The sequence below is a fragment of the Mycolicibacterium sp. SMGY-1XX genome, from assembly GCF_059132455.1.
Genome location: NZ_CP101139.1, coordinates 348,817 through 368,838, shown reverse-complemented (window position 1 = coordinate 368,838; position 20,022 = coordinate 348,817). Strand labels below are relative to the sequence as shown.

The window sequence follows — 20,022 nt, the reverse complement described above, 5'->3', positions numbered from 1 at the left end:
CCGGCCGGAATGAACGAGGAGTCCCACCCCCTTTCGCGTATTGGTGACCTTTGTTGCCGAAAACGGTTGCAACAGAATGGATTACGCGAATGCACAACCATCCCGTCCTCTTCATCCACGGCTTGTGGGTACACGCATCGTCGTGGAACCCCTGGGCCGCGCTCTTCCGGCGCGAGGGCTATCAGCCCGTCGTCGCCGGATGGCCCGGCGACGGCCCCACCGCCGAGGCCACCCGCCGCCACGGCCATGATGTCGGCGGACAAGGCATCGACGACGTCGTAGCCCACTACGGGGGCCTGGTGGACACAATGCCCGTGCGGCCGTTGGTGATCGGCCACTCCTTCGGCGGCCTGATCGCACAGCGCCTGCTCGACGAGGGGCGCGCGTCGGCTGCCGTCGCGATCAGCCCCGCACCGATCCGGGGCGTGACCAAGCTCCCGCTCTCCCAGATCCGCTCGACGCTCCCGGTGCTGCGAAACCCCAAGAACCGTGACCGCGAGGTGACCCTCACCGAGCGGCAGTTCCGCTATGCCATCGCCAACGCCATCCCCCGCGACGAAGCCGGTGACTTATACCGTCGCTACGCGATTCCCGCTCCGGGCAAGCCACTGTTCGAGCTTGTTGCCGCAAAGAAGGATCCGCATTCACCGACAACGGTTGACGTGCGCAACGACGGTCGTGGCCCCTTGCTCATCATCGGCGGCGGCCGCGACCACATCGTCGCGGAGTCGGTGAGCCGCCAGGCCGCAGAACTGCAGTCGGCCTGCCGCGCCGTGACCGACTACCACGTGTTCGCCGACCGCGGGCATTCGCTGGTGATGGACTCGCGATGGCGCGAGGTCGCCGACTTCGTCCTCGGCTGGGTGGTCACGCACCCGGCGACCGAACCGGGCCGGGCGCAGGAGGTGCGGTCATGAGCCGCTATCTGGTCACCGGCGCGACCGGGAAAACGGGTGCCAACGTGGTGAAACTGCTGCGCGAGCAGGGCGCCCAGGTTCGCGCGCTGGTCCACCGTGTGGACGACCGATCCGCGAAGCTCGCCGGGCTCGGCGCCGAAGTCGTCGCCGGTGACCTTCGCGACCTCGATGAGGTGAGTACCGCCCTGAACGGCGTCACCGCGGCGTACTTCTGCTATCCCATCGACCCAGGTGGGTTGCTGGAGGCCACGGCAGTATTCGCACAGAGCGCCGCCGAGCAGGGCGTCCGGGCGGTGGTCAACATGTCTCAGATCAGCGCGCGACGCCAGGCACGCAGTCACGCGGCCCGCGATCACTGGCTCGGCGAACAACTGCTCGACCGCTTCGACTTCGCGACCACACATCTGCGACCCACCTTCTTCGCCGAATGGCTCACGTGGCAGTGGTCACGAGATGCCGAGGGTGGTGTACTTCGACTGCCGTTCGCCGACGGCAGACACGCTCCCATCGCCGCGGCTGACCAGGCACGGGTCATCGTAGCGATCCTGCGCGACCCCGCAGCCCATGATCGGGCGGTCTACCCGCTGTACGGCCCCGTCGAGTTCGACCACTACGAGATCGCGCGGGAAATGACTGCAGCACTGGGGGTTCGGGTGCGGTACGAACCCGTCGAAATCGCCGAGTTCGCGCAGGCCCTGCGCGCCCAGGGGCATGGCGACTTCCTCATTCAACACCTGACCAACGTGGCGCAGGACTACCGTGACGGCATTTTCGCCGGCACCAACGACGTCGTCGAATCCCTCACCGGCGCACCCGCGACCACGGTGCAAGCGTTCACGGCGGCCCACCGGGCGGCTTTTGACGATCCCGGGCAGGAGTCGTTCTGGCGCACGGTGCGCCCACTCTAGAACAGCGCGAACTGCTCGCCGTCGACGGTGGTATCGGTGAACTGATCGACACCGGTACCACCAACGACGCCGTTCACGCAGTCCATGAACTCGGTATCGGTGACGACGGGGACACCCAACTCCCGCGCCAGGAAGCCCTTGCCCTGTTCGGGGCTGTCGTCGTTGCAGATCACCAGCGAGGTCTCCGGGTCGACGGTGTCGCAATACGCCAGACCGGCGTGCAGGATCCGCTCCACCAGTTCTTCGTGCGTGCGGCGCACCTCCGCCGACAGCGCCACCCGCATGCCCTGCACCAGCGGCCGGCCGCTGATGTAGCGGCCCGGGTTGAGGTACGGGCAGGGCATCCGCGCGGCCAGCATCTTCAGTGGCCGCAGCTCGTCATGGGTGACGCGGCCGTTGGGCCAGGTCCTGCGGGTGACGGGACGCACCGGCAGCCAGATACCGCGCTCATGGGCGCGCTGCAGGGCCGGCTGCAACACCTGCGCCAGCACCGACGCGTCGTCGAATGCGTCGTGCGGCCGTAGTTGCGCGACACCCCAGTGCCGGGCGAGCGTCTCCAGGCGGAAGTTCTCCAGCTCGAGCCCGAGCCGCCGCGTGAGCTCGACAGTGCACATGACGGTTTCGGTGGGCAGTTCGGCGCCGATGAGTTCGGCTTCGGCGACCAGGAACGAGTAGTCGAAGGCGACGTTGTGCGCCACGAGGGTGCGGCCCTTCAGCAGTTGCACGACGTCGGCGGCGATGTCACCGAAGGTGGGCTGATCCTCGAGCATCTCGGCGGTGAGGCCGTGGACGTGGGTGGGCCCGGGATCAACACCGGGGTTGAGCAGGCTGACGACCGACTCCTCCACCCGCCCGTCCGCGTCGAGGGCCAGCGCAGCCAGGCTGATCACGCGGGCTTGGCCCGGGCTGAATCCCGATGTCTCGAGATCCACCACCACCCAGCCCTCTGCGGAGTCAGCCGCCGGTCGGCCCCATTCATGCCTCACGCAGCCAGGATGGCACGCGCCTCCGACAAACCGGGTTCTTCGTCGCGCTGTGGAAAACCGTGTCGACCGGGCGCCACTAAACTTCTCCCGGTGATCTCACCGCGAGGACGTGCCGCCCTGGCAGCAGGTGCCGGCGCGCGTTGGGCATCCCGGGTGACGGGCCGCGGCGCGGGCGCGATGATCGGTGGTCTGGTGGCCATGACGCTGGACAAGTCGATCCTGGGTCAGCTCGGCCGCGGTCGCCGTTCCGTTGTCGTGACCGGCACGAACGGCAAGTCGACCACCACCAGGATGACGGCGGCCGCATTGGCGACCGTCGGTCCCGTGGCCACCAACGCCGAAGGCGCCAACATGGACGCCGGACTCGTCGCCGCCCTGGCGTCGGCACGGACGGCAGACCTCGCCGCGCTCGAGGTCGATGAGATGCATGTGCCGCATGTGGCGGATGCGATCGAGCCGTCGGTCATCGTGCTGCTCAACCTGTCCCGCGATCAACTGGATCGGGTTGGTGAGATCAACCACATCGAGCGCACGCTCCGGTCCGGTCTCGCGCGCCACCCCGCTGCGGTTGTGGTCGCCAACTGTGACGACGTGCTGATGACCTCGGCCGCCTACGACAGCCCCGACGTCGTGTGGGTGGCCGCCGGCGGCGGTTGGGCCAACGACTCCGTCAGTTGCCCCCGCAGCGGCGAGATCATCGTCCGCGACGGCTCCCACTGGTACTCGACGGGCACCGATTTCAAGCGGCCCAGCCCGCAGTGGTGGTTCGACGACGAGTCCTTGTACGGGCCCGACGGGCTGGTGCTGCCCATGACGTTGGCGTTGCCCGGGACGGTGAACCGGGGTAACGCCGCCCAGGCCGTTGCGGCTGCGGTGGCCCTGGGAGCATCGCCGGCCGAGGCGGTGGCCGCGGTGTCGCTGGTCGACGAGGTGGCCGGCCGGTACCGCACGGTGCGCCTGGGTGCGCACACCGTCCGGGTGCTGCTGGCCAAGAACCCCGCCGGCTGGCAGGAGGCGCTGTCCATGATCGACAAGCAGGCGGCCGGCGTCGTCATCTCGGTCAACGGCCAGGTGCCCGACGGCGAGGACCTGTCGTGGCTGTGGGACGTCCGCTTCGAACATTTCGAGGGGACGTCGGTGGTGGCCGCCGGCGAGCGCGGCACCGATTTGGCGGTCCGGCTCGGCTACGCCGGCGTCGAGCACTCCTTGGTTCACGACACCGTCGCGGCCATCGCGTCATGCCCGCCCGGGCACGTCGAGGTAGTCGCCAACTACACCGCGTTCCTGGCGCTGAATCGGGTGCTCTCGTGACCGTCCGGATCGGGCTCGTGCTGCCCGACGTCATGGGCACCTACGGCGACGGCGGCAATGCGGTGGTGCTGCGGCAGCGACTGCTGTTGCGGGGCATCGACGCCGAGATCGTCGAGATCACGTTGGCCGATCCCGTGCCCTCCGAACTCGACCTGTACACCCTCGGCGGTGCCGAGGATTACGCGCAGCGGTTGGCCACCAAACACCTGCTGCGCTACCCCGGCCTGCAGCAGGCCGCTTCTCGGGGCGCGCCGGTGCTGGCGATCTGCGCGGCCATTCAGGTGCTCGGGCACTGGTATGAGACCTCGGCCGGTGAACGCGTCGAAGGTGTGGGCCTGCTCGATGTCACGACCTCACCGCAGGAGTCGCGCACCATCGGTGAGGTGGCGTCGACTCCGCTGCTCCAGGGACTGTCCGCACCTTTGACCGGATTCGAAAACCACCGTGGCGGAACCGTTTTGGGACCGGATGCCCGACCCTTGGCGGCGGTGACCAAGGGAGCGGGCAACCGCGCGGGTGACGGGTACGACGGTGCGGTTCAGGGCAGTGTCATTGCCACCTACCTGCACGGGCCGTGTCTGGCCCGCAATCCCGAACTGGCTGATCACCTGCTGGCGCAGGTGGTCGGCGAGCTCCCGCCGCTGGAGCTGTCCGAGGTGGACCGGCTTCGGCGCGAACGCCTGGCGGCGCCCCGCCGGGCCTAGGCCGACTCCCGCCCAAACCGACGCACGGGCCCGAAAGTGCGAGTGGGATACGGCATTTCGTCGGTCTCGGCGCGGCGGCGATAGGCCTCACGTGCCCGAATCTTGATTTCGGCGGGCCGGTCCTCTTTGATGACGCGCATCACCTGCCAATCCTGCGCCTCGATCCTCGGTATCCGCCTGAGGTCACGGACATAAGAAGGCCGGTCGGTGCGGTGGTGATCGCCGTCATACTCGACGGCAAGTTTGCGATCCCGCCAGCCCATGTCCAGGTGGGCGAACAACTCGAACCCGTCGTAAACCGGGATCTGCGTTTCCGGTATGGGCAGTCCGGCATCGATCAGCAGCAACCGCAGCCAGCTCTCCTTCAGCGACTCGGCGCCCGTGTCCACCAACGGCAGCAGTTCGCGCAACTGCCGGACACCGCGCGCCGGGCCGTAACGAATGATCAGGTTCTCGACATCCTCGACGCGGAAGGGCGCGGCCCGGCACAGCGCATCCAATCGGCCCAACGCGGCCGGTCTGTCGACATACCGGCCGATGTCGTAGGCGGTTCGCGTCGGTGTCGTCACCGGAATACCGCGGACGGTCATGACCTCGTCGTCGGCCACGCGGTCCGTGCGGACCAAGAGCCCCGACTGGCGACGTCGTTCATCGGCCAGAATCTCGATCAGCTGGTCGTCGTCGACAAACTCCGCACCATGCAGCGCTGAGGCCGCGACCCCGGTGATGACGCCGGTGCGGTCCGATGTGAGCCACGCACCCTGCGTCCGGTCGAACAGGTCCGGCTTGGCCCACTTCGGAACGTGGACGCCACGAAAGAGCGGGCGGTAGAAGCGTCGCAAGTCCTTCCGGGACAGACCGTCCCCGAGCGCCTCCCTGGCGAGAAATACCTCTGTCATGCGCGCATAGTGGTCCGTGGGTGTGACAGCGCGGCTGACCGCGCGCCGAGACCGACGAAATGCCGGATTCCACTCGAACAAATGGGCCCGTGTGTCGGTTTGGGCAAGTCCTAGATCAGGCCATCGCGCGGCGGCCGGCCAGGGCGCGGCCCAGGGTCAGCTCATCGGCGAATTCCAGGTCACCACCCATCGGCAGGCCGGACGCGATCCGGGTGACGGTCAGCCCCGGGATGTCGCGGAGCATCCGCACCAGGTAGGTGGCCGTGGCCTCGCCCTCGGTGTTGGGGTCGGTGGCGATGATGACCTCGGTGATGTCGACCCCGTCGACGCGCTCACCGATGCGGTTCAACAGTTCCCGGATCCGCAACTGCTCGGGCCCCACCCCCGACAACGGATCCAGCGCCCCGCCCAGTACGTGGTAGCGGCCGCGGAATTCGCGGGTGCGTTCGACGGCCTGGACGTCCTTGGGTTCTTCGACGACGCACACCATCGTCCCGTCCCGACGCGGGTCACCGCAGATCCGGCAGCGCTGCGCATCGGAGACGTTGCCGCACACCTCGCAGAAAGTGACGCCGTCGCGGATCCGGCCCAGCACCGCGGTCAACCGGTCGATATCCGGCGGCTCCACCGACAACAGGTGGAAAGCGATCCGCTGCGCGCTCTTGGGGCCGACGCCGGGCAGCTTGCCCAGCTCGTCGATCAGATCCTGGACGGGGCCCTCAAACATTCCGGGACAATCTCAGAATCCCGGCAGACCCAGGGCGTCGCCCATTCCGGCCAACCCGCCCAGCCGGCTCTTCGCCAAGGCGGCCACCTGGTTGGACGCGTCGGCGAACGCGCCGACGATCAGGTCCTGCAGAGTCTCGATGTCCTGCGGATCGACGACTTTGGGGTCGATCGCGATACCCGTGACTTCACCGCTGCCCTTGATGGTCACCTGGACCAAGCCACCGCCGGCCTGCCCGTGCACCTCGGTGTTGGCGAGTGCCTCCTGCGCTTCCATCACCTGCTGCTGCATCTGCTGCGCCTGAGCCAGCAGTGCTGACATATCGGGCGTGCCTCCGGGTTGCATGACAGTCCCCTTGCATCTTGATTTCGTGTTGGTCTCGACTGCGGCGTGATGGGCTTTTGCCCTTTCAAGCCTAGACGCCCGGCCGCTACGGTGACGCCGTGCCAGTGCCAGCCTGTCTGCGTGTCGGGGCCGCGATGGTCACCGGTGTGCTCGTCGCCGCGTCCGTGATCACTGCGTCCCCCGCTTCGGCCTTACCCGCAGGCGTCGCCGGCAAGATCGTCTTTCTCGATCCGGGGCACAACGGCGCCAACGACGCCTCGATCAGCAGGCAGGTGCCGACCGGACGAGGCGGCACCAAGGATTGCCAGGCCAGCGGCACTTCCACCGATGAGGGTTACCCCGAGCACTCGTTCACCTGGGAGACCACCCTGCGCGTCCGGCAGGCGCTGACCGCCCTCGGCGTGCGCACCGCGATGTCCCGCGGCAACGACAACGCGCTGGGGCCCTGCGTCGACGAACGCGCCGCCATGGCCAACCAGTTGCAGCCCGATGCCATCGTGTCGATCCACGCCGACGGCGGACCGGCCACCGGCCGGGGGTTCCACGTGCTGTATTCGTCGCCCCCGCTGAACAACGCGCAGGCCGGTCCCTCGATCCGGTTCGCGCAGTTGATGCGCGACCAGCTGCAGGCCTCAGGGCTCCCGCCGTCGAACTACATCGGCCAGGGCGGTCTGAACCCGCGCTCCGACATCGCCGGCCTCAACCTGGCGCAGTACCCGTCGATCCTGGTCGAGCTGGGCAACATGAAGAACCCCGCCGACAAGGCGCTGATCACCACCCCGGAGGGCCGGCAGAAGTACGCCGACGCCGTGGTGCGCGGCGTCGTCGCGTTCCTGCAGACGGGCTAGCCCTCTACCTGCTTCTTGAGGTTCTCCAGCACCTCGGCCTGGATCTTCTTGAGGCCCAGCGGCGCGAACGTCTTCTCGAAGAAGCCCTTGACCCCGCCGGCGCCGGTCCACGACGTCTTGGTGGTGACGGTCGAGCCGGTGCCCGCGGGAGCCACCGTCCAGTTGGTGATGAGAGACGAGTTGGCGTCCTTCTCGATGACGGTGCGCCCGGCCACGTCGACGCTGGCCTTCACCACACGGGAGCGCGACTTGGTGGCCTGCAGTTTCCAGGTGACGACGGTGCCCGCGCCGTGCCCACCTTCGAGCACCTTGTACTCGCTGTAGTGCTCGGAGAGAATCTTCGGCCGGACGTTCTCGTAGTCGGCGACGGCGGCCAGAACCGCCTCCGGCGTGGCGTTGATCAGGACCGTGCTGGCCGCGCTGACCTGTCCCATCAGGTAAAACTCCTCTGTCGCGAAATCGTGACGCTCGGTGCACAGCCGTGCGGTCGCATCGGCCGTAGTCCCGGACTAGCGTATATGCGTGTCTGTTCCCGTAGCCGACGCACGTTCCGCTCACGCTTCCGGCGTCGAGCGGTTACTGGCTAGCTACCGCGCCATCCCGTCCACCGCCACCGTCCGCCTCGCCAAACCAACGTCCAATCTGTTCCGGGCCCGCGCCAAGCGCGACGCTCCCGGTCTCGACACCTCGGGACTGACGGGGGTCATCTCGGTGGACGCCGAGGCCCGCACCGCCGACGTGGCCGGTATGTGCACCTACGAGGACCTGGTGGCGGCGACGCTGCCGTACGGGTTGTCACCGTTGGTGGTGCCGCAACTCAAGACGATCACCCTCGGCGGCGCCGTCACCGGGCTCGGGATCGAATCCACGTCGTTCCGCAACGGGTTGCCGCATGAGTCGGTGCTGGAGATGGACATCCTCACCGGCACCGGCGAGATCCTCACCGCGTCCCCCGAGCAGAATCCGGACCTCTTCCGGGCGTTCCCGAATTCGTATGGCACCCTTGGTTACTCGGTTCGGTTACGCATCGAGCTGGAGCAGGTCAAACCGTTCGTCGCGCTCAAACATCTGCGTTTCCACTCGTTGACGGACCTGATGTCGGAGATGGACCGCATCGTCGAGACCGGCGGCCACGACGGCACGCGGGTGGACTACCTCGACGGCGTGGTGTTCACCGCCGACGAGTCCTACCTGATCCTCGGGATCCAAACTGCCACACCGGGTCCTGTCAGCGATTACACAGGAAACGACATCTACTATCAGTCGATCCGTCACGAATCGGGGGAAAAGCACGACCGTTTGACCATTCACGACTACCTGTGGCGCTGGGACACCGACTGGTTCTGGTGCTCACGGGCTTTCGGCGCGCAGAACCCCCGGATCCGTCGGTTGTGGCCGCGCCGCTACCGCCGAAGCAGCTTCTACTGGAAGCTGATCGGGTACGACCAGCGATTCGACATCGCCGACAGGATAGAGAAGCGAAACGGCCGCCCACCGCGCGAAAGGGTGGTACAGGACATCGAAGTGCCCATCGAGCGCACCGCCGAGTTTCTCGAGTGGTTCCTTGCCGAAGTACCCATCGAACCGATCTGGCTGTGCCCCTTGCGGTTACGCGGCCCCGAGAGCTGGCCGCTCTACCCGATCCGTCCTGGTCACACCTATGTCAATGTCGGCTTCTGGTCCTCGGTGCCCGTCGGCCCCGAAATCGGGTACACCAACAAACTGATCGAACGGAAAGTCAGCGCGCTGGACGGGCATAAGTCGCTGTACTCGGACGCTTATTACTCAGAGGATGAGTTCGACGACTTGTACGGCGGCGAGGCCTACAAGACGGTGAAGAAGACCTACGATCCAGATTCACGGCTGCTCGATCTGTATGCGAAGGCGGTGCAACGACGATGACGCTGTTCAAAGACCCTGCCCCGGCCAAGCCGGCCAAGTTCACGTTGGCGGAGATCCTCGAGATTTTCACCGCCGGTGGCGAACTCCCCTTGAAGTTCACCGCCTATGACGGAAGCACGGCGGGCCCAAAGAACGCCGACCTGGGGCTTGATCTGCTCACCCCCCGGGGCACCACCTATCTGGCTACCGCACCCGGCGATCTGGGCCTGGCCCGCGCCTACATCGCCGGTGACCTCGATGCCCGCGGCGTGCACCCCGGTGATCCGTATCCGTTGCTCAAGGCACTCAGCGACAAGCTGAACTTCAAGCTCCCCCCGGCCCGCACGCTGGCCGCCATCGTCCGCTCCATCGGCATCGAGCATCTCAAGCCCATCGCGCCGCCGCCGCAGGAGGCGCTGCCACGCTGGCGGCGCGTCGCAGAGGGGCTGCGGCACAGCAAGACTCGTGATGCCGAGGCCATTCACCACCACTACGACGTGTCGAACGCCTTCTATGAGTGGGTGCTCGGCCCGTCGATGACCTACACGTGCGCCTACTACCCCGACGCCGACGCCTCACTGGAAGCGGCGCAGGACAACAAGTACCGCCTGGTGTTCGAGAAGCTGCGGCTCAAGCCCGGCGATCGACTGCTGGACGTCGGCTGCGGCTGGGGCGGCATGGTGCGCTACGCGGCCCGGCACGGCGTCAAGGTCATCGGCGCCACCTTGTCCGCCGAGCAGGCGGCCTGGGCGCAGAAGGCCATTGCCGACGAGGGTCTGGCGGACCTGGCCGAGGTGCGTCACACCGATTACCGCGACGTGCGGGAATCCCAGTTCGACGCGGTGTCCTCGATCGGGCTCACCGAACACATCGGGGTGCACAACTACCCGTCGTACTTCCGGTTCCTGCAGTCGAAACTGCGCCCCGGCGGGTTGCTGCTCAACCACTGCATCACCCGGCCCGACAACAGAACGGGGGCGGCTGCCGGCGGTTTCATAGACCGCTACGTGTTCCCGGACGGTGAGTTGACCGGCTCGGGCCGCATCATTTCCGACGCCCAGGACGTCGGGCTCGAAGTGGTGCACGAGGAGAACTTGCGCCACCACTATGCGATGACCCTGCGCGACTGGTGCCGCAACCTCGTCGAACACTGGGATGAGGCGGTTGCCGAGGTCGGGTTGCCGACAGCCAAGGTCTGGGGCCTGTACATGGCCGGATCTCGTTTGGGCTTCGAATCGAATGTGGTGCAGCTGCACCAGGTTCTGGCGGTCAAGCTCGACGGCAAGGGTAGCGACGGCGGCCTGCCGCTGCGGCAGTGGTGGACCGCCTAGGTCCTTCGTCGCCGCCTCGGCGACCGGCCTAACCCTCGATCTTGCGGGCGCCCAACTCGTTCTGCAGTAGCTCCAACGCCACTTCTTCGGGGTCGCGCCGCGGCACCGACACCGAGTCGGCGGCTTCAGCCAGCATGGCGTCTTCTTCGGCGCGCTCGGCGGCCTGCTGCTCAACGGGATCCGGCGCGGGCGCTGCCGCGGCGGTCTGCGCCGCCGGCGCACCCGCGGGCCCGCCCGGTTCACACCGCACCCGCCAGTTCACCCCGAGGGCGTCCTTGAGGGCCTCACGGATGACGTCGGTGTTGCGCTGTTCGCAGAGTCGCTTGGCCAGCGGCGCCGACTCGTGGCTCAGCACCAGCGTGTCCCCGTCGACCGCCCGCACGGTTGCGCCGGTCAGCATCACCTCGGTGGTGCGGCTGCGCTGACGGACTTTCTCGCGCACGGTGGTCCACATGCTGCGGACCGCAGCCGCGTCGGGTTCGCCGGCGACCGATGCTGCGGCAGGCGCAGGCGTGGGAGCAGGCGCCGGGGTGGGTGCGGGTGCCGGCGGCGTAGGTGCCGGAGTGGGCACCGGTGCCGGCGGTTCGACCGGTGCTGCCGGGGCGACGGACTCGGGTTCGGGCCGACGGACCGGCGGCGGGGCGACGGGCGGAGCCGGCGCGGGTGGTGCGACTGCCGCTGGTGGGGCGACTGGCGCGGGTGTGGGCTCGGGGGCCGGCGCCGGCGTTTCGGCTTGCGCACTCTTGCGCACGAACTGCCGCCCGCTGGGCGCGGCGGGCTGTCCCACTGCGGCCTCACCGGCGGGAATGGACATGTCGAGCCGGGTTTCGATGCGTTCCACCCGTTGCAGTAGGGCGGCCTCGGTGTCGCTGGCCGAGGGCAGCAGCAGCCGCGCGCACACCACCTCGAGAAGCAGCCTGGGCGCGGTGGCCCCGCGCATCTCGCCCAGACCTGCGTGCACCACTTCGGCGTACCGGGTCAGCGTCGCGGTACCGATCCGGTCGGCCTGCGAGCGCATCTTCTCCAGCTCGTCCTCCGGCGCATCCACCACCCCGCGGGCGGCGGCGTCGGGAACCGCTTGCAGCACAATGAGATCGCGGAAGCGCTCCAGCAGGTCGGTGGCGAACCGACGGGGGTCGTGGCCGGCGTCGATCACCGATTCGACCGCACCGAACAGCGCAGCGGAATCATTGGCGGCCAACGCCTCGACCGCGTCGTCGATCAGCGCGACGTCGGTGGCTCCCAGCAGAGACAGCGCCCGCTGGTAGACGACGCGGTTGCCTTCGGCACCGGCCAGCAGCTGATCCAGCACGCTGAGGGTGTCACGAGGCGAACCACCTCCGGCCCGAATCACCAGCGGATACACCGCGTCGTCCACATCGACGCTCTCGCTGGCGCAGATGGATTCGATCAGGGTGCGCATGGTGCGCGGTGCCAGCAGCCGGAACGGATAGTGGTGGGTGCGCGACCGGATGGTGGGCAGCACCTTTTCCGGTTCGGTGGTGGCGAAGACGAAAATCAGGTGTTCCGGCGGTTCCTCGACGATCTTGAGCAGCGCGTTGAAGCCCGCCGTGGTGACCATGTGCGCTTCGTCGATGATGAAGATGCGGTAGCGCGACTGGGCCGGGGCGTAGAACGCGCGGTCCCGGAGTTCGCGGGTGTCGTCCACACCGCCGTGGCTGGCCGCGTCGAGTTCCACGACGTCGACGTTGCCGGGCCCGTTGGGGGCCAGCGCGACGCATGAGTCACACACCCCGCACGGCGTGGGCGTCGGCCCCTCGACACAGTTCAGCGAGCGCGCAAGGATGCGCGCCGAGGACGTCTTACCGCAGCCTCGCGGACCGGAGAACAGATAGGCGTGGTTGATGCGGCCGGCCTCCAGCGCCACGGACAGTGGTGCGGTGACGTGTTCCTGCCCCACCACCTCGGCGAACGTCGCCGGTCGGTATTTGCGATAGAGAGCCACGGAAGCAGGCTACCTAGAGGGTCCGACTAGTTCAGTCGTAGACCGGCCCTGCCTCCCCGGCTCCTTCGTCGCCGCATCGGCGACCGGGCTAGTCACGGGCCAGCAGCGACTCGGTGGCCGCCAACAGGGTGCAGGTCGCCAGTCCGTCGATCGCATCCCGCAGTTCCGGTTCCGAGGGGAAGGTCGGTGCGATGCGAATGTTCTTGTCGTCCGGGTCTTTTCGGTACGGGAACGCCGCACCCGCCTCGGTCACCGCGATCCCGGCGTCTTTGGCCAGCGCGATGGTCCGCTTGGCGGTGCCGGGAAGCACGTCGAGGCTGACGAAGTACCCGCCCTTGGGGTCGGTCCAGGACGCCACCTTGGAGTCGCCGAGTCGGTCGTCGAGGATCTCGGCCACGAGTGCGAATTTCGGCGCCAGGAGCTGCTGATGCTTCTGCATGTGCAACCGCACCCCGTCGGCGTCACCGAAGAACTTGAGGTGGCGCAGCTGGTTCACCTTGTCCGGGCCGATGGTCTTCTTGGCCGCGTACTGCAGGTACCAGGCGATGTTGCCCAGGGAACCACCGAAGAAGCTGACGCCGGCACCGGCGAAGGTGATCTTCGACGTCGAGGCGAACACATATGGACGGTTGGGGTTGCCGGCCGTGGCCGCCAGCCCGAGCACGTCGACCTGACGCAGGAAATCATGGGTGAGGGTGTGCACCGCATACGCGTTGTCCCAGAACAGCCGGAAATCCGGTGCGGCCGTGCGCATCTGCACCAGACGCCGGACCACCTCCCAGGAGTACACCGCGCCGGTGGGATTGGAGTACACCGGGACGCACCACATGCCCTTGATCGCGGGGTCGACGGCGACCAGTTCTTCGATCAGGTCGACGTCGGGTCCATCCTCGCGCATCGGGACGGGAACCAGTTCGATGCCCATGGTCTCGGTGATGGCGAAGTGCCGGTCATAGCCCGGCGAGGGGCACAGGAACTTCACGCCGCCGTCTCGCAGGTCCTCGATCCAGGGCCGGGGCGAATCGACCGCACCGTGGAGCAACGAGAACACCACGACGTCGTGCATCATTTCGAGGCTGGCATTGTTGCCGGCGATCAGATTCTGAACCGGGATACCGAGCAGCTCACCGAAGATGGCCCGCAGCTCGGGCAGGCCGTGCAGACCGCCGTAATTGCGGGTGTCGGTGCCTTCGCCGTCGCGGTAGGCACCCGCGCCGGGCAGGGCGAGCAGCGCATCGGAGAGGTCGAGCTGATTCGGGGACGGCTTGCCGCGGGTCAGATCCAGGGTCAGCTTCTTGGCTTGCAGTTCGGCGTAGTTGCGCTGCTGCTGCTCGTGCTCGGCAACCAACTCGTCGCGGCCGAGGGAAAGGAACGACACCTGGGGCCTTTCACGGCGGGGTGAACATGAAGGGGACCCCGCGCACCCGCCAGAGCCCATTGACCCTTGCTGCCTTCCGGCCCTGGGGGAGTTCACAGGATAGACGCCGCGCGGGGTCCGTAGAGAGTGTAATACCCAGCGGAGCGCCGGCTGACCACACTGCTGCCGGAAGGCCTCCGACCTGCGCGCACGTCAACGATTCTGGCCTTCGGGGGTGACTCGGTTACCATGACCGACGGAGGATTCGCCTAGTGGCCTATGGCGCTCGCCTGGAACGCGGGTTGGGTTAACAGCCCTCAGGGGTTCAAATCCCCTATCCTCCGCACTTCGGTTCCGGGGTGTCGACCCGCAGAGGGCGGCACCCCGGAACCCAACCCAAGGAGGGGTATGCGCCGCGGGATCGCTGTGTCATGGCATGCACTGTCTTTCCTTCTCGCCGCGATTCTGTACTTCGTCTTCGTCCTGCCGCGTTGGTGGGAACTCATGGGCGATGTCTCCCACACCGTGGGAACCACCCTGCGCATCATCACCGGGGTCCTGATCGGGCTGACCGCCCTGCCGGTGGCACTCAACCTCGTCAAGGCCCGTAAGCCGGAGTTCGGCACCCCGCAGCTCGCGCTGACGCTGCGGGTCTGGTCGGTCGTGGGCCATGTGCTGGCCGGTGTGCTGATCGTCGGGACCGCCGTCACCGAGATCTGGGTGACGCTGGAATCCGCCGGTCAGTGGCTGTTCGGCGTGTACGGCGCCGCCGCGGCCATCGCCGTGCTCGGCGCCGCGGCCTTCTATCTGGCGTTCGTCGCCGAGACGCCGCCACCTCCACCGAAACCCCTCAAGCCGAAGAAGGCGAAGACGGCGAAGGCCGACGAGGCCGTCTCCGACGACGAGGAGACTCCGGCCGAGGAAGCCGTCGAGGACAAGCCGGCAGACGAGACCGCCGAGGACAGCCCGGCCGAGGTCTCGGTCGAGGACACTCCCGCGGGAGAGAGCGCAGACGAGCCGGAAGCAGAACCCGCCGCCGCGGGTGGTCGGTTGCGGAACCGTCGCCCGTCCGGCAAGAGCCGGGGCCGCTCCGGCGGCGTGGCCGTTTCCGAAGACTGACATCCCCGGAATTCACGCCCGCGACAGATCGGGCCTCCCTATGCTGAGCGAGTGCTCAACACATCGTCTTATCGCGTCGTCCAATGGACGACAGGCAACGTCGGCAAGAGCTCGGTAGCGGCGATCGCCAAGAACCCCACTCTCGAACTCGTCGGCTGCTACGCCTGGTCACAGGACAAAGTGGGCCGCGACGTCGGCGAGCTCGCCGGTATCGAACCGCTCGGGGTCACCGCGACCAACGACATCGACGCCCTCTTGGCGCTCAAACCGGACGTCGTGGTCTACAACCCGATGTGGATCGACGTCGACGAACTGGTCCGCATCCTGTCCGCGGGCATCAACGTGGTGGCCACCGCGTCGTTCATCACCGGCCACAACCAAGGTGAGGGCCGCGCCAGAATCGCCGAAGCGTGCGAACGCGGCGGTGCCACCATGTTCGGCTCGGGCATCAGTCCCGGTTACGTCAATCAGCTGTCGGTGGTGGCCGCAGGTATCTGCGACCGAGTGGATCGGATCACCGTCAACGAGGCGGCCGACACCACGTTCTACGATTCCCCGGCCACCGAGAAGCCCGTCGGTTTCGGCCGGCCCATCGACGATCCCGAGTTGCCCGCGATGACCGCGCATGGCACCGGGGTGTTCGGCGAGGCGGTGCGGATGGTCGCGGACGCACTCGGCATCGAACTCGACGAGGTGCGCTGTGATGCCGAGTACGCGCAGACCACCGCGGATCTGGATCTGGGTTCGTGGACCATCGGCGCGGGGTGTGTGGCCGGGGTGTACGCCAGCTGGAAGGGGATCGTCGCGGGTGAGACGCGAGTCGAGATCAATGTCCGGTGGCGCAAGGGACAGACGCTCGAGCCCGACTGGAAGATCGATCAGGACGGCTGGGTGATCGAGGTTGCCGGCCGGCCGACCGTGACGATGAAGGTCGGTTTCCTGCCGCCGCCGGACTTCGAGGCGACGACCTTGGAGGAGTTCATGGTGCTCGGGCACATCATGACGGCCACCCCTCCGCTGAACGCCATCCCGGCCGTGGTGGCCGCGACACCCGGCATCGTCACCTACAACGATTTGCCGCTGATCCTGCCCCGCGGGGTGGTGCCGCGGTAGCTGCTCGCGTTTCTGCTCGGGGCTGCCAGGCAATATGGTCACGTAACGAATCGATCCCCTGGCCCGAGAGGCAAGTAATGGCCGCGTACCGACCACGTCTTCGTGCCCGCTTCCTGCTGGGGCTGATCAGTGCTGTCCTGATGGCGCTCGTCGTCCCGCTGGGCGGCGGCGCTGTCGCGCACGCCGAGCCGGCGCCCATCGAGAACAGCCTGGTGCAGATCTCCACCCGGGTCGATTTCCAGGGCATCGTCGGCAACGGCACGGGCATCGTCCTGACGCCCGAGGGCGTGGTGCTCACCAATCACCACGTGATCCAGGGCGCCGACTCCATCCGGGCGCTGACACTGAGCAACGGCCAGACCTACGACGCCGACGTGCTGGGCTACGACCGCAATGACGACGTCGCACTGATCCAGTTGCGCGGTGCCTCCGGCCTGATCCCCGCCCCGCTGGGCGACTCGGCGAACCTGCGGGTGGGCGAGCCCGTCACGACACTGGGCAACGCCAACGGCACCGGCAACCCCCTGACTCGCGAGCAGGGCGCGGTCACCGCACTGGGCGAGACCATCAACGCCGAGGACGAGCTGACCGGCAGCTCGCACAGCCTCGACAACCTGATCGAGTCATCGACGAACCTGCGTTCCGGTGACTCGGGCGGCGCGCTGGTCAATGGCGCCGGCCAGGTGGTCGGCCTCAACGCCGCCGCCACCTACAACTTCCGGCTCAACGGTGAGTCCACCCCGGGTGGGCAGGGCTACGCCATCCCGATCAACGACGCGCTGGGCATCGTGAACCAGATCCGGTCCGGCCAGGGCACGGCCGAGGTGCACATCGGGCCCTCGGCGATTCTGGGCGTCGGCGTGAACGCGGTCGAAGAGGGTGACGGACTACCGATCCAGTCGGTGTTGCGCGGCGGCCCGGCCGATCTGACCGGCCTGCGCCCCGGCGACACTCTGCTGCGCATCGACGGCGTGCCGATCACCTCGGCCAACGCGTTGACCGGCGTGCTGGATCAGCGGTACCCGGGCAACAACATCGAGGTGGTGTGGCGGGACCGCGCCGGTATCGAGCGGGTGGGCCGCACCGTTCTCACCAGCGGCGCCACCAGCTGAGCCGGCGCGGCGATCGACACAGGGCTCAGCCGTCTGAGTTCTGAATCACCGTCGCGGACGGGAATTTTCAGCGAAGTCAGTGCAGCAGACCGACTACTTCCTGCCACCCTGCGGTAAATCTCTGCCAGCGGAAATCAATTCCGCAGCCCTGCTGGTTGGACCAGTCATAACGGATCGGCTCCCCTCCCGAACCGCGACGACAATCGAACCGCGCAGAGAGAAGAACACCATGAAGAACCTCGGATTCGCCACCATCGCCGCTACCGCTCTGACCGCCGGAGCGCTGGGTCTCGCCGCCCCCGCACTGGCCGCCCCCACCGCGGGCAACGCCCAGGACACCATCGCCAGCCTGGAGAGCCAGGGCTACAAGGTGGTCGTGAACCGCATGAGCATGGCCCCCCTGAGTGAGGCCACTGTGGTCTCCGTCGGCGAGGGCCCGGCCTTCACCCACAACGTCGCCGCGGACGGCAGCAGCAGCGACTACTCCGTGCCCGTCAGCACCCGCACCATCTACGTGAACGTGCGCTGACACCAACACCACTGAGGACGGCACCCCAGCGATGGGGTGCCGTCTTTGCGTTCACACCGCGGCGAGCGTGCGGCTCTCGCGGACCTGCCGGTCGCGGAAGTACCCGCGGTCAGCCGCGACGGTGGCCAACAGCTCACGCAGCTGGGCCCGGCCGCGATGGATCCGGGACATGACAGTGCCCAGCGGCGTACCCATGATGTCGCTGATCTGCTTGTAGGTGAATCCCTCGACGTCGGCGTAATACACCGCCATCCGAAACTCCTGCGGCAGTGCGTTCATGGCGTTCGAGATGTCATGGTCGGGCAACGACTCCAACACCTGCATCTCCGCCGAGCACAGTGCTCTGGTCGAACATTCGGCGGCGGCCGACTGCCGGTCGGTCAGTTCGCCGGTGGGCAATTCGACGGGCCGCCGCTCCTGTTTGCGGTAGCTGTTGATGTAGGCATTGGTCTGAATGCGGAAGAGCCAGCTCTTCAGATTCGTTCCCTGCTCGAAAGTCCGGAAGCCTCGGTAGGCCCGGATCATGGTCTCCTGCACGAGGTCTTCGGCGTCGGCACGCTGCCGGGTCATGCGCATGGCCCCGCCGTAGAGCTGGTCCAGGAACGGAACCACCTCGCGCTCGAAACGCGCCGCTGTTTCGGCGTCGGTCTCGTCGAGGGTGTTGGTGTCGTTGTCGGTGTTCGCCTTCAAGACGGTGATACATCGCATGGTGTGCCCCTTGGTCCGGTGGTGCGGGCGGGCGAGGCCGGATTGGCCCGCCGTTTTCCGTACCACCAGATTCGCAGCGACGGCGGCACCTTCGCGTCGGTGAAAGCCACCCATACCGTCGCCGACCGTTACCGACCCGACCGTGGCCGGGCGCGGCATCGGGGCTCGCTACGGTGAATTCCACCTATACCGGCGAGGCCGGACTTGCTCACGTACGCCGATTGCCGTCCTCGTCCCAGTGCTCGGCGACTTTCTTGCTCGGCTGCACCCGTGGCGGCTCCCCCGGCATCTTCGGGTAACTGGGCGGGTACGGCATGTCGCCGAGGCCGCGCTCCTCGTCGGCGGCCACCATGTCCAGCAGCGGCTGCAGTGACTGGACTGTCTCTTCCATGGCCGCCCACGGATCATCCCGGCTCGCAACGAGATCGGGCACCGTTGCCATGGTGTAGTCATCCGGGTCGGCGTCGGCCAGGTCCGCCCAGGACAGCGGCGTCGACACCGTGGCGATCGGGGTCCGTCGTACCGAGTACGGCGAGGCCATGGTGCGGTCACGGGCGTTCTGGTTGAAGTCGATGAAGATGCGCTGACCCCGGTTTTCTTTCCACCACGAGGTGGTGACGAGATCCGGGGCACGACGCTCGAGCTCGCGCGCCAGGGCGATACCGGCCCGCCGGACGGCGATGAAATCCCATTCCGCGGCGATGCGGAGGTACACGTGTACCCCCCTGCCGCCGGAGGTCTTGGCGTAACCGGCCAAACCCAACTCGTCCAAGAGCGGCTTGAGCACCTCGCAGGCCACTGTGCGGGCCTCGACGAAGCCGGTGCCGGGCTGGGGGTCCAGGTCGATGCGCAGTTCGTCCGGATGCTCGACGTCGGGGCAGCGCACCTGCCACGGGTGAAACGTCACGGTGCCCATCTGCGCGGCCCACACGATGGCCGACGGGTGGGTGATCTTGAGCGCGTCCGCGGTGCGGCCGGACGGGAAGGTGACCTGGCAGGTCTGCAGATAGTCGGGGTGTTTCTGTGGCACCCGCTTCTGGTAGATCTCCTCACCGTCGATGCCGTCGGGGAAGCGCTGCAGGTGGGTGGGCCTGTCACGCAGCGTGTGCATCATCGGCCCGGCCAGCGACACCGCCCGGTAGTACTGGACCAGACTCGCTTTCAGGCCGTCGGACCCGAGCTCGGGGAAGTACGGCTTGTCCGGGCTGGTGAGCCGGACCTTGACCCCGTCGACATCCAATTCTTGTGCAGCAGTCGCCAT

20 protein-coding genes, 1 tRNA gene, 1 other RNA gene and 1 pseudogene are annotated in these 20,022 nt (G+C 67.4%); 13 read left to right on the top strand and 10 right to left on the bottom strand.

What is annotated here, in order from left to right; translation table 11 throughout:
• Positions 1-89: 89 nt before the first annotated feature.
• Positions 90-917: an alpha/beta hydrolase gene (locus NL241_RS01755; protein WP_494396601.1), complete on the top strand. Its 828-nt coding sequence runs from the start codon at positions 90-92 to the stop codon at positions 915-917.
• On the top strand, positions 914-1,825 hold the full coding sequence (locus NL241_RS01750) for an NmrA family NAD(P)-binding protein (protein ID WP_494396600.1): 912 nt from the start codon (positions 914-916) through the stop codon (positions 1,823-1,825). Before NL241_RS01755 ends, NL241_RS01750 begins: the two co-directional genes overlap by 4 nt.
• Here the strand turns inward: NL241_RS01750 and NL241_RS01745 are convergent.
• Positions 1,822-2,811, bottom strand: a complete 990-nt coding sequence (locus tag NL241_RS01745) for a DEDDh family exonuclease (RefSeq protein ID WP_487693830.1) — start codon at positions 2,809-2,811, stop codon at positions 1,822-1,824. The genes NL241_RS01750 and NL241_RS01745 overlap by 4 nt on opposite strands.
• Before the next feature lie 90 nt (positions 2,812-2,901).
• On the opposite strand from NL241_RS01745, the gene NL241_RS01740 reads away from it, so the two are divergent.
• Together NL241_RS01740 and NL241_RS01735 are read left to right on the top strand one after the other, a co-directional pair.
• Positions 2,902-4,122: a Mur ligase family protein gene (locus NL241_RS01740; protein ID WP_487693828.1), complete on the top strand. Its 1,221-nt coding sequence runs from the start codon at positions 2,902-2,904 to the stop codon at positions 4,120-4,122.
• Positions 4,119-4,826, top strand: coding sequence for a type 1 glutamine amidotransferase (locus tag NL241_RS01735; protein ID WP_487693827.1), 708 nt, complete (start codon positions 4,119-4,121; stop codon positions 4,824-4,826). Before NL241_RS01740 ends, NL241_RS01735 begins: the two co-directional genes overlap by 4 nt.
• Here NL241_RS01735 and NL241_RS01730 read toward each other — a convergent pair.
• From NL241_RS01730 to NL241_RS01720, 3 genes and pseudogenes are all read right to left on the bottom strand, one after another.
• The gene (locus NL241_RS01730; RefSeq protein ID WP_494396599.1) at positions 4,823-5,725 is read right to left on the bottom strand and encodes a type IV toxin-antitoxin system AbiEi family antitoxin; all 903 of its coding nucleotides are present in this window, start codon (positions 5,723-5,725) and stop codon (positions 4,823-4,825) included. The genes NL241_RS01735 and NL241_RS01730 overlap by 4 nt on opposite strands.
• A gap of 115 nt (positions 5,726-5,840) precedes the next feature.
• Positions 5,841-6,452 carry a recombination mediator RecR gene (gene recR, locus NL241_RS01725; RefSeq protein WP_487693813.1) on the bottom strand — a complete coding sequence of 204 codons (612 nt, stop codon included), beginning with the start codon at positions 6,450-6,452 and terminating at the stop codon, positions 5,841-5,843.
• 45 nt (positions 6,453-6,497) lie between these two features.
• A pseudogene (locus tag NL241_RS01720) lies at positions 6,498-6,797 on the bottom strand (YbaB/EbfC family nucleoid-associated protein); the annotation flags it as partial.
• Positions 6,798-6,901: 104 nt separating this feature from the next.
• On the opposite strand from NL241_RS01720, the gene NL241_RS01715 reads away from it, so the two are divergent.
• The gene (locus tag NL241_RS01715; RefSeq protein WP_487693967.1) at positions 6,902-7,645 is read left to right on the top strand and encodes an Rv3717 family N-acetylmuramoyl-L-alanine amidase; all 744 of its coding nucleotides are present in this window, start codon (positions 6,902-6,904) and stop codon (positions 7,643-7,645) included.
• Here NL241_RS01715 and NL241_RS01710 read toward each other — a convergent pair.
• A complete protein-coding gene (locus NL241_RS01710) occupies positions 7,642-8,079 on the bottom strand; it encodes an SRPBCC family protein (protein WP_494396598.1) in 438 nt (145 codons plus the stop codon). The genes NL241_RS01715 and NL241_RS01710 overlap by 4 nt on opposite strands.
• An 88-nt stretch (positions 8,080-8,167) precedes the next feature.
• On the opposite strand from NL241_RS01710, the gene NL241_RS01705 reads away from it, so the two are divergent.
• Together NL241_RS01705 and NL241_RS01700 are read left to right on the top strand one after the other, a co-directional pair.
• A complete protein-coding gene (locus tag NL241_RS01705; protein ID WP_494396597.1) occupies positions 8,168-9,547 on the top strand; it encodes an FAD-binding oxidoreductase in 1,380 nt (459 codons plus the stop codon).
• A complete protein-coding gene (locus NL241_RS01700; protein ID WP_494396596.1) occupies positions 9,544-10,857 on the top strand; it encodes a class I SAM-dependent methyltransferase in 1,314 nt (437 codons plus the stop codon). The genes NL241_RS01705 and NL241_RS01700 overlap by 4 nt, the downstream gene beginning before the upstream one ends.
• A gap of 28 nt (positions 10,858-10,885) precedes the next feature.
• Here the strand turns inward: NL241_RS01700 and NL241_RS01695 are convergent, their stop codons facing one another.
• The 3 genes from NL241_RS01695 to ffs form a co-directional block, all read right to left on the bottom strand.
• Entirely contained in the window at positions 10,886-12,823 is a 1,938-nt protein-coding gene (locus NL241_RS01695; protein WP_494396595.1) for a DNA polymerase III subunits gamma/tau, read from the bottom strand.
• A gap of 88 nt (positions 12,824-12,911) precedes the next feature.
• Positions 12,912-14,201, bottom strand: a complete 1,290-nt coding sequence (locus NL241_RS01690) for an aspartate aminotransferase type Ic (RefSeq protein WP_494396594.1) — start codon at positions 14,199-14,201, stop codon at positions 12,912-12,914.
• 27 nt (positions 14,202-14,228) lie between these two features.
• An RNA gene (ffs, locus tag NL241_RS01685) (signal recognition particle sRNA small type) lies at positions 14,229-14,323 on the bottom strand.
• Between the two features lie 115 nt (positions 14,324-14,438).
• On the opposite strand from ffs, the gene NL241_RS01680 reads away from it, so the two are divergent.
• The 5 genes from NL241_RS01680 to NL241_RS01660 all read left to right on the top strand — a co-directional run bounded on the left by NL241_RS01680 (position 14,439) and on the right by NL241_RS01660 (position 18,053).
• Positions 14,439-14,524 (top strand) — tRNA-Ser (locus tag NL241_RS01680).
• Between the two features lie 64 nt (positions 14,525-14,588).
• The gene (lucA, locus tag NL241_RS01675; protein WP_487693806.1) at positions 14,589-15,299 is read left to right on the top strand and encodes a lipid uptake coordinator LucA; all 711 of its coding nucleotides are present in this window, start codon (positions 14,589-14,591) and stop codon (positions 15,297-15,299) included.
• A gap of 51 nt (positions 15,300-15,350) precedes the next feature.
• Positions 15,351-16,412: an NAD(P)H-dependent amine dehydrogenase family protein gene (locus tag NL241_RS01670; RefSeq protein ID WP_487693805.1), complete on the top strand. Its 1,062-nt coding sequence runs from the start codon at positions 15,351-15,353 to the stop codon at positions 16,410-16,412.
• A gap of 77 nt (positions 16,413-16,489) precedes the next feature.
• Positions 16,490-17,524, top strand: coding sequence for a S1C family serine protease (locus NL241_RS01665; protein WP_487693804.1), 1,035 nt, complete (start codon positions 16,490-16,492; stop codon positions 17,522-17,524).
• Between the two features lie 229 nt (positions 17,525-17,753).
• Positions 17,754-18,053, top strand: a complete 300-nt coding sequence (locus NL241_RS01660; protein WP_487693803.1) for a hypothetical protein — start codon at positions 17,754-17,756, stop codon at positions 18,051-18,053.
• A gap of 51 nt (positions 18,054-18,104) precedes the next feature.
• Here the strand turns inward: NL241_RS01660 and NL241_RS01655 are convergent, their stop codons facing one another.
• A complete protein-coding gene (locus NL241_RS01655; protein WP_487693802.1) occupies positions 18,105-18,761 on the bottom strand; it encodes a sigma-70 family RNA polymerase sigma factor in 657 nt (218 codons plus the stop codon).
• Positions 18,762-18,764: 3 nt separating this feature from the next.
• On the opposite strand from NL241_RS01655, the gene NL241_RS01650 reads away from it, so the two are divergent.
• Positions 18,765-18,938, top strand: coding sequence for a hypothetical protein (locus tag NL241_RS01650; RefSeq protein WP_487693800.1), 174 nt, complete (start codon positions 18,765-18,767; stop codon positions 18,936-18,938).
• Between the two features lie 31 nt (positions 18,939-18,969).
• Here the strand turns inward: NL241_RS01650 and ligD are convergent, their stop codons facing one another.
• Complete coding sequence (gene ligD, locus NL241_RS01645; protein WP_494396593.1) at positions 18,970-20,022, bottom strand: non-homologous end-joining DNA ligase; 1,053 nt, start codon at positions 20,020-20,022, stop codon at positions 18,970-18,972.

What these genes read in the sequence shown, in the direction of transcription:
- NL241_RS01755 (WP_494396601.1), top strand. Translation starts at nt 90, where the DNA reads ATGCACAACCATCCCGTCCTCTTCATCCACGGCTTGTGGGTACACGCA.
- NL241_RS01750 (WP_494396600.1), top strand. Translation starts at nt 914, where the DNA reads ATGAGCCGCTATCTGGTCACCGGCGCGACCGGGAAAACGGGTGCCAAC.
- NL241_RS01730 (WP_494396599.1), bottom strand. Translation starts at nt 5,725, where the DNA reads ATGACAGAGGTATTTCTCGCCAGGGAGGCGCTCGGGGACGGTCTGTCC.
- recR (WP_487693813.1), bottom strand. Translation starts at nt 6,452, where the DNA reads ATGTTTGAGGGCCCCGTCCAGGATCTGATCGACGAGCTGGGCAAGCTG.
- NL241_RS01710 (WP_494396598.1), bottom strand. Translation starts at nt 8,079, where the DNA reads ATGGGACAGGTCAGCGCGGCCAGCACGGTCCTGATCAACGCCACGCCG.
- NL241_RS01700 (WP_494396596.1), top strand. Translation starts at nt 9,544, where the DNA reads ATGACGCTGTTCAAAGACCCTGCCCCGGCCAAGCCGGCCAAGTTCACG.
- lucA (WP_487693806.1), top strand. Translation starts at nt 14,589, where the DNA reads ATGCGCCGCGGGATCGCTGTGTCATGGCATGCACTGTCTTTCCTTCTC.
- NL241_RS01665 (WP_487693804.1), top strand. Translation starts at nt 16,490, where the DNA reads ATGGCCGCGTACCGACCACGTCTTCGTGCCCGCTTCCTGCTGGGGCTG.
- NL241_RS01660 (WP_487693803.1), top strand. Translation starts at nt 17,754, where the DNA reads ATGAAGAACCTCGGATTCGCCACCATCGCCGCTACCGCTCTGACCGCC.
- NL241_RS01655 (WP_487693802.1), bottom strand. Translation starts at nt 18,761, where the DNA reads ATGCGATGTATCACCGTCTTGAAGGCGAACACCGACAACGACACCAAC.
- ligD (WP_494396593.1), bottom strand. Translation starts at nt 20,022, where the DNA reads ATGGCGACTGCTGCACAAGAATTGGATGTCGACGGGGTCAAGGTCCGG.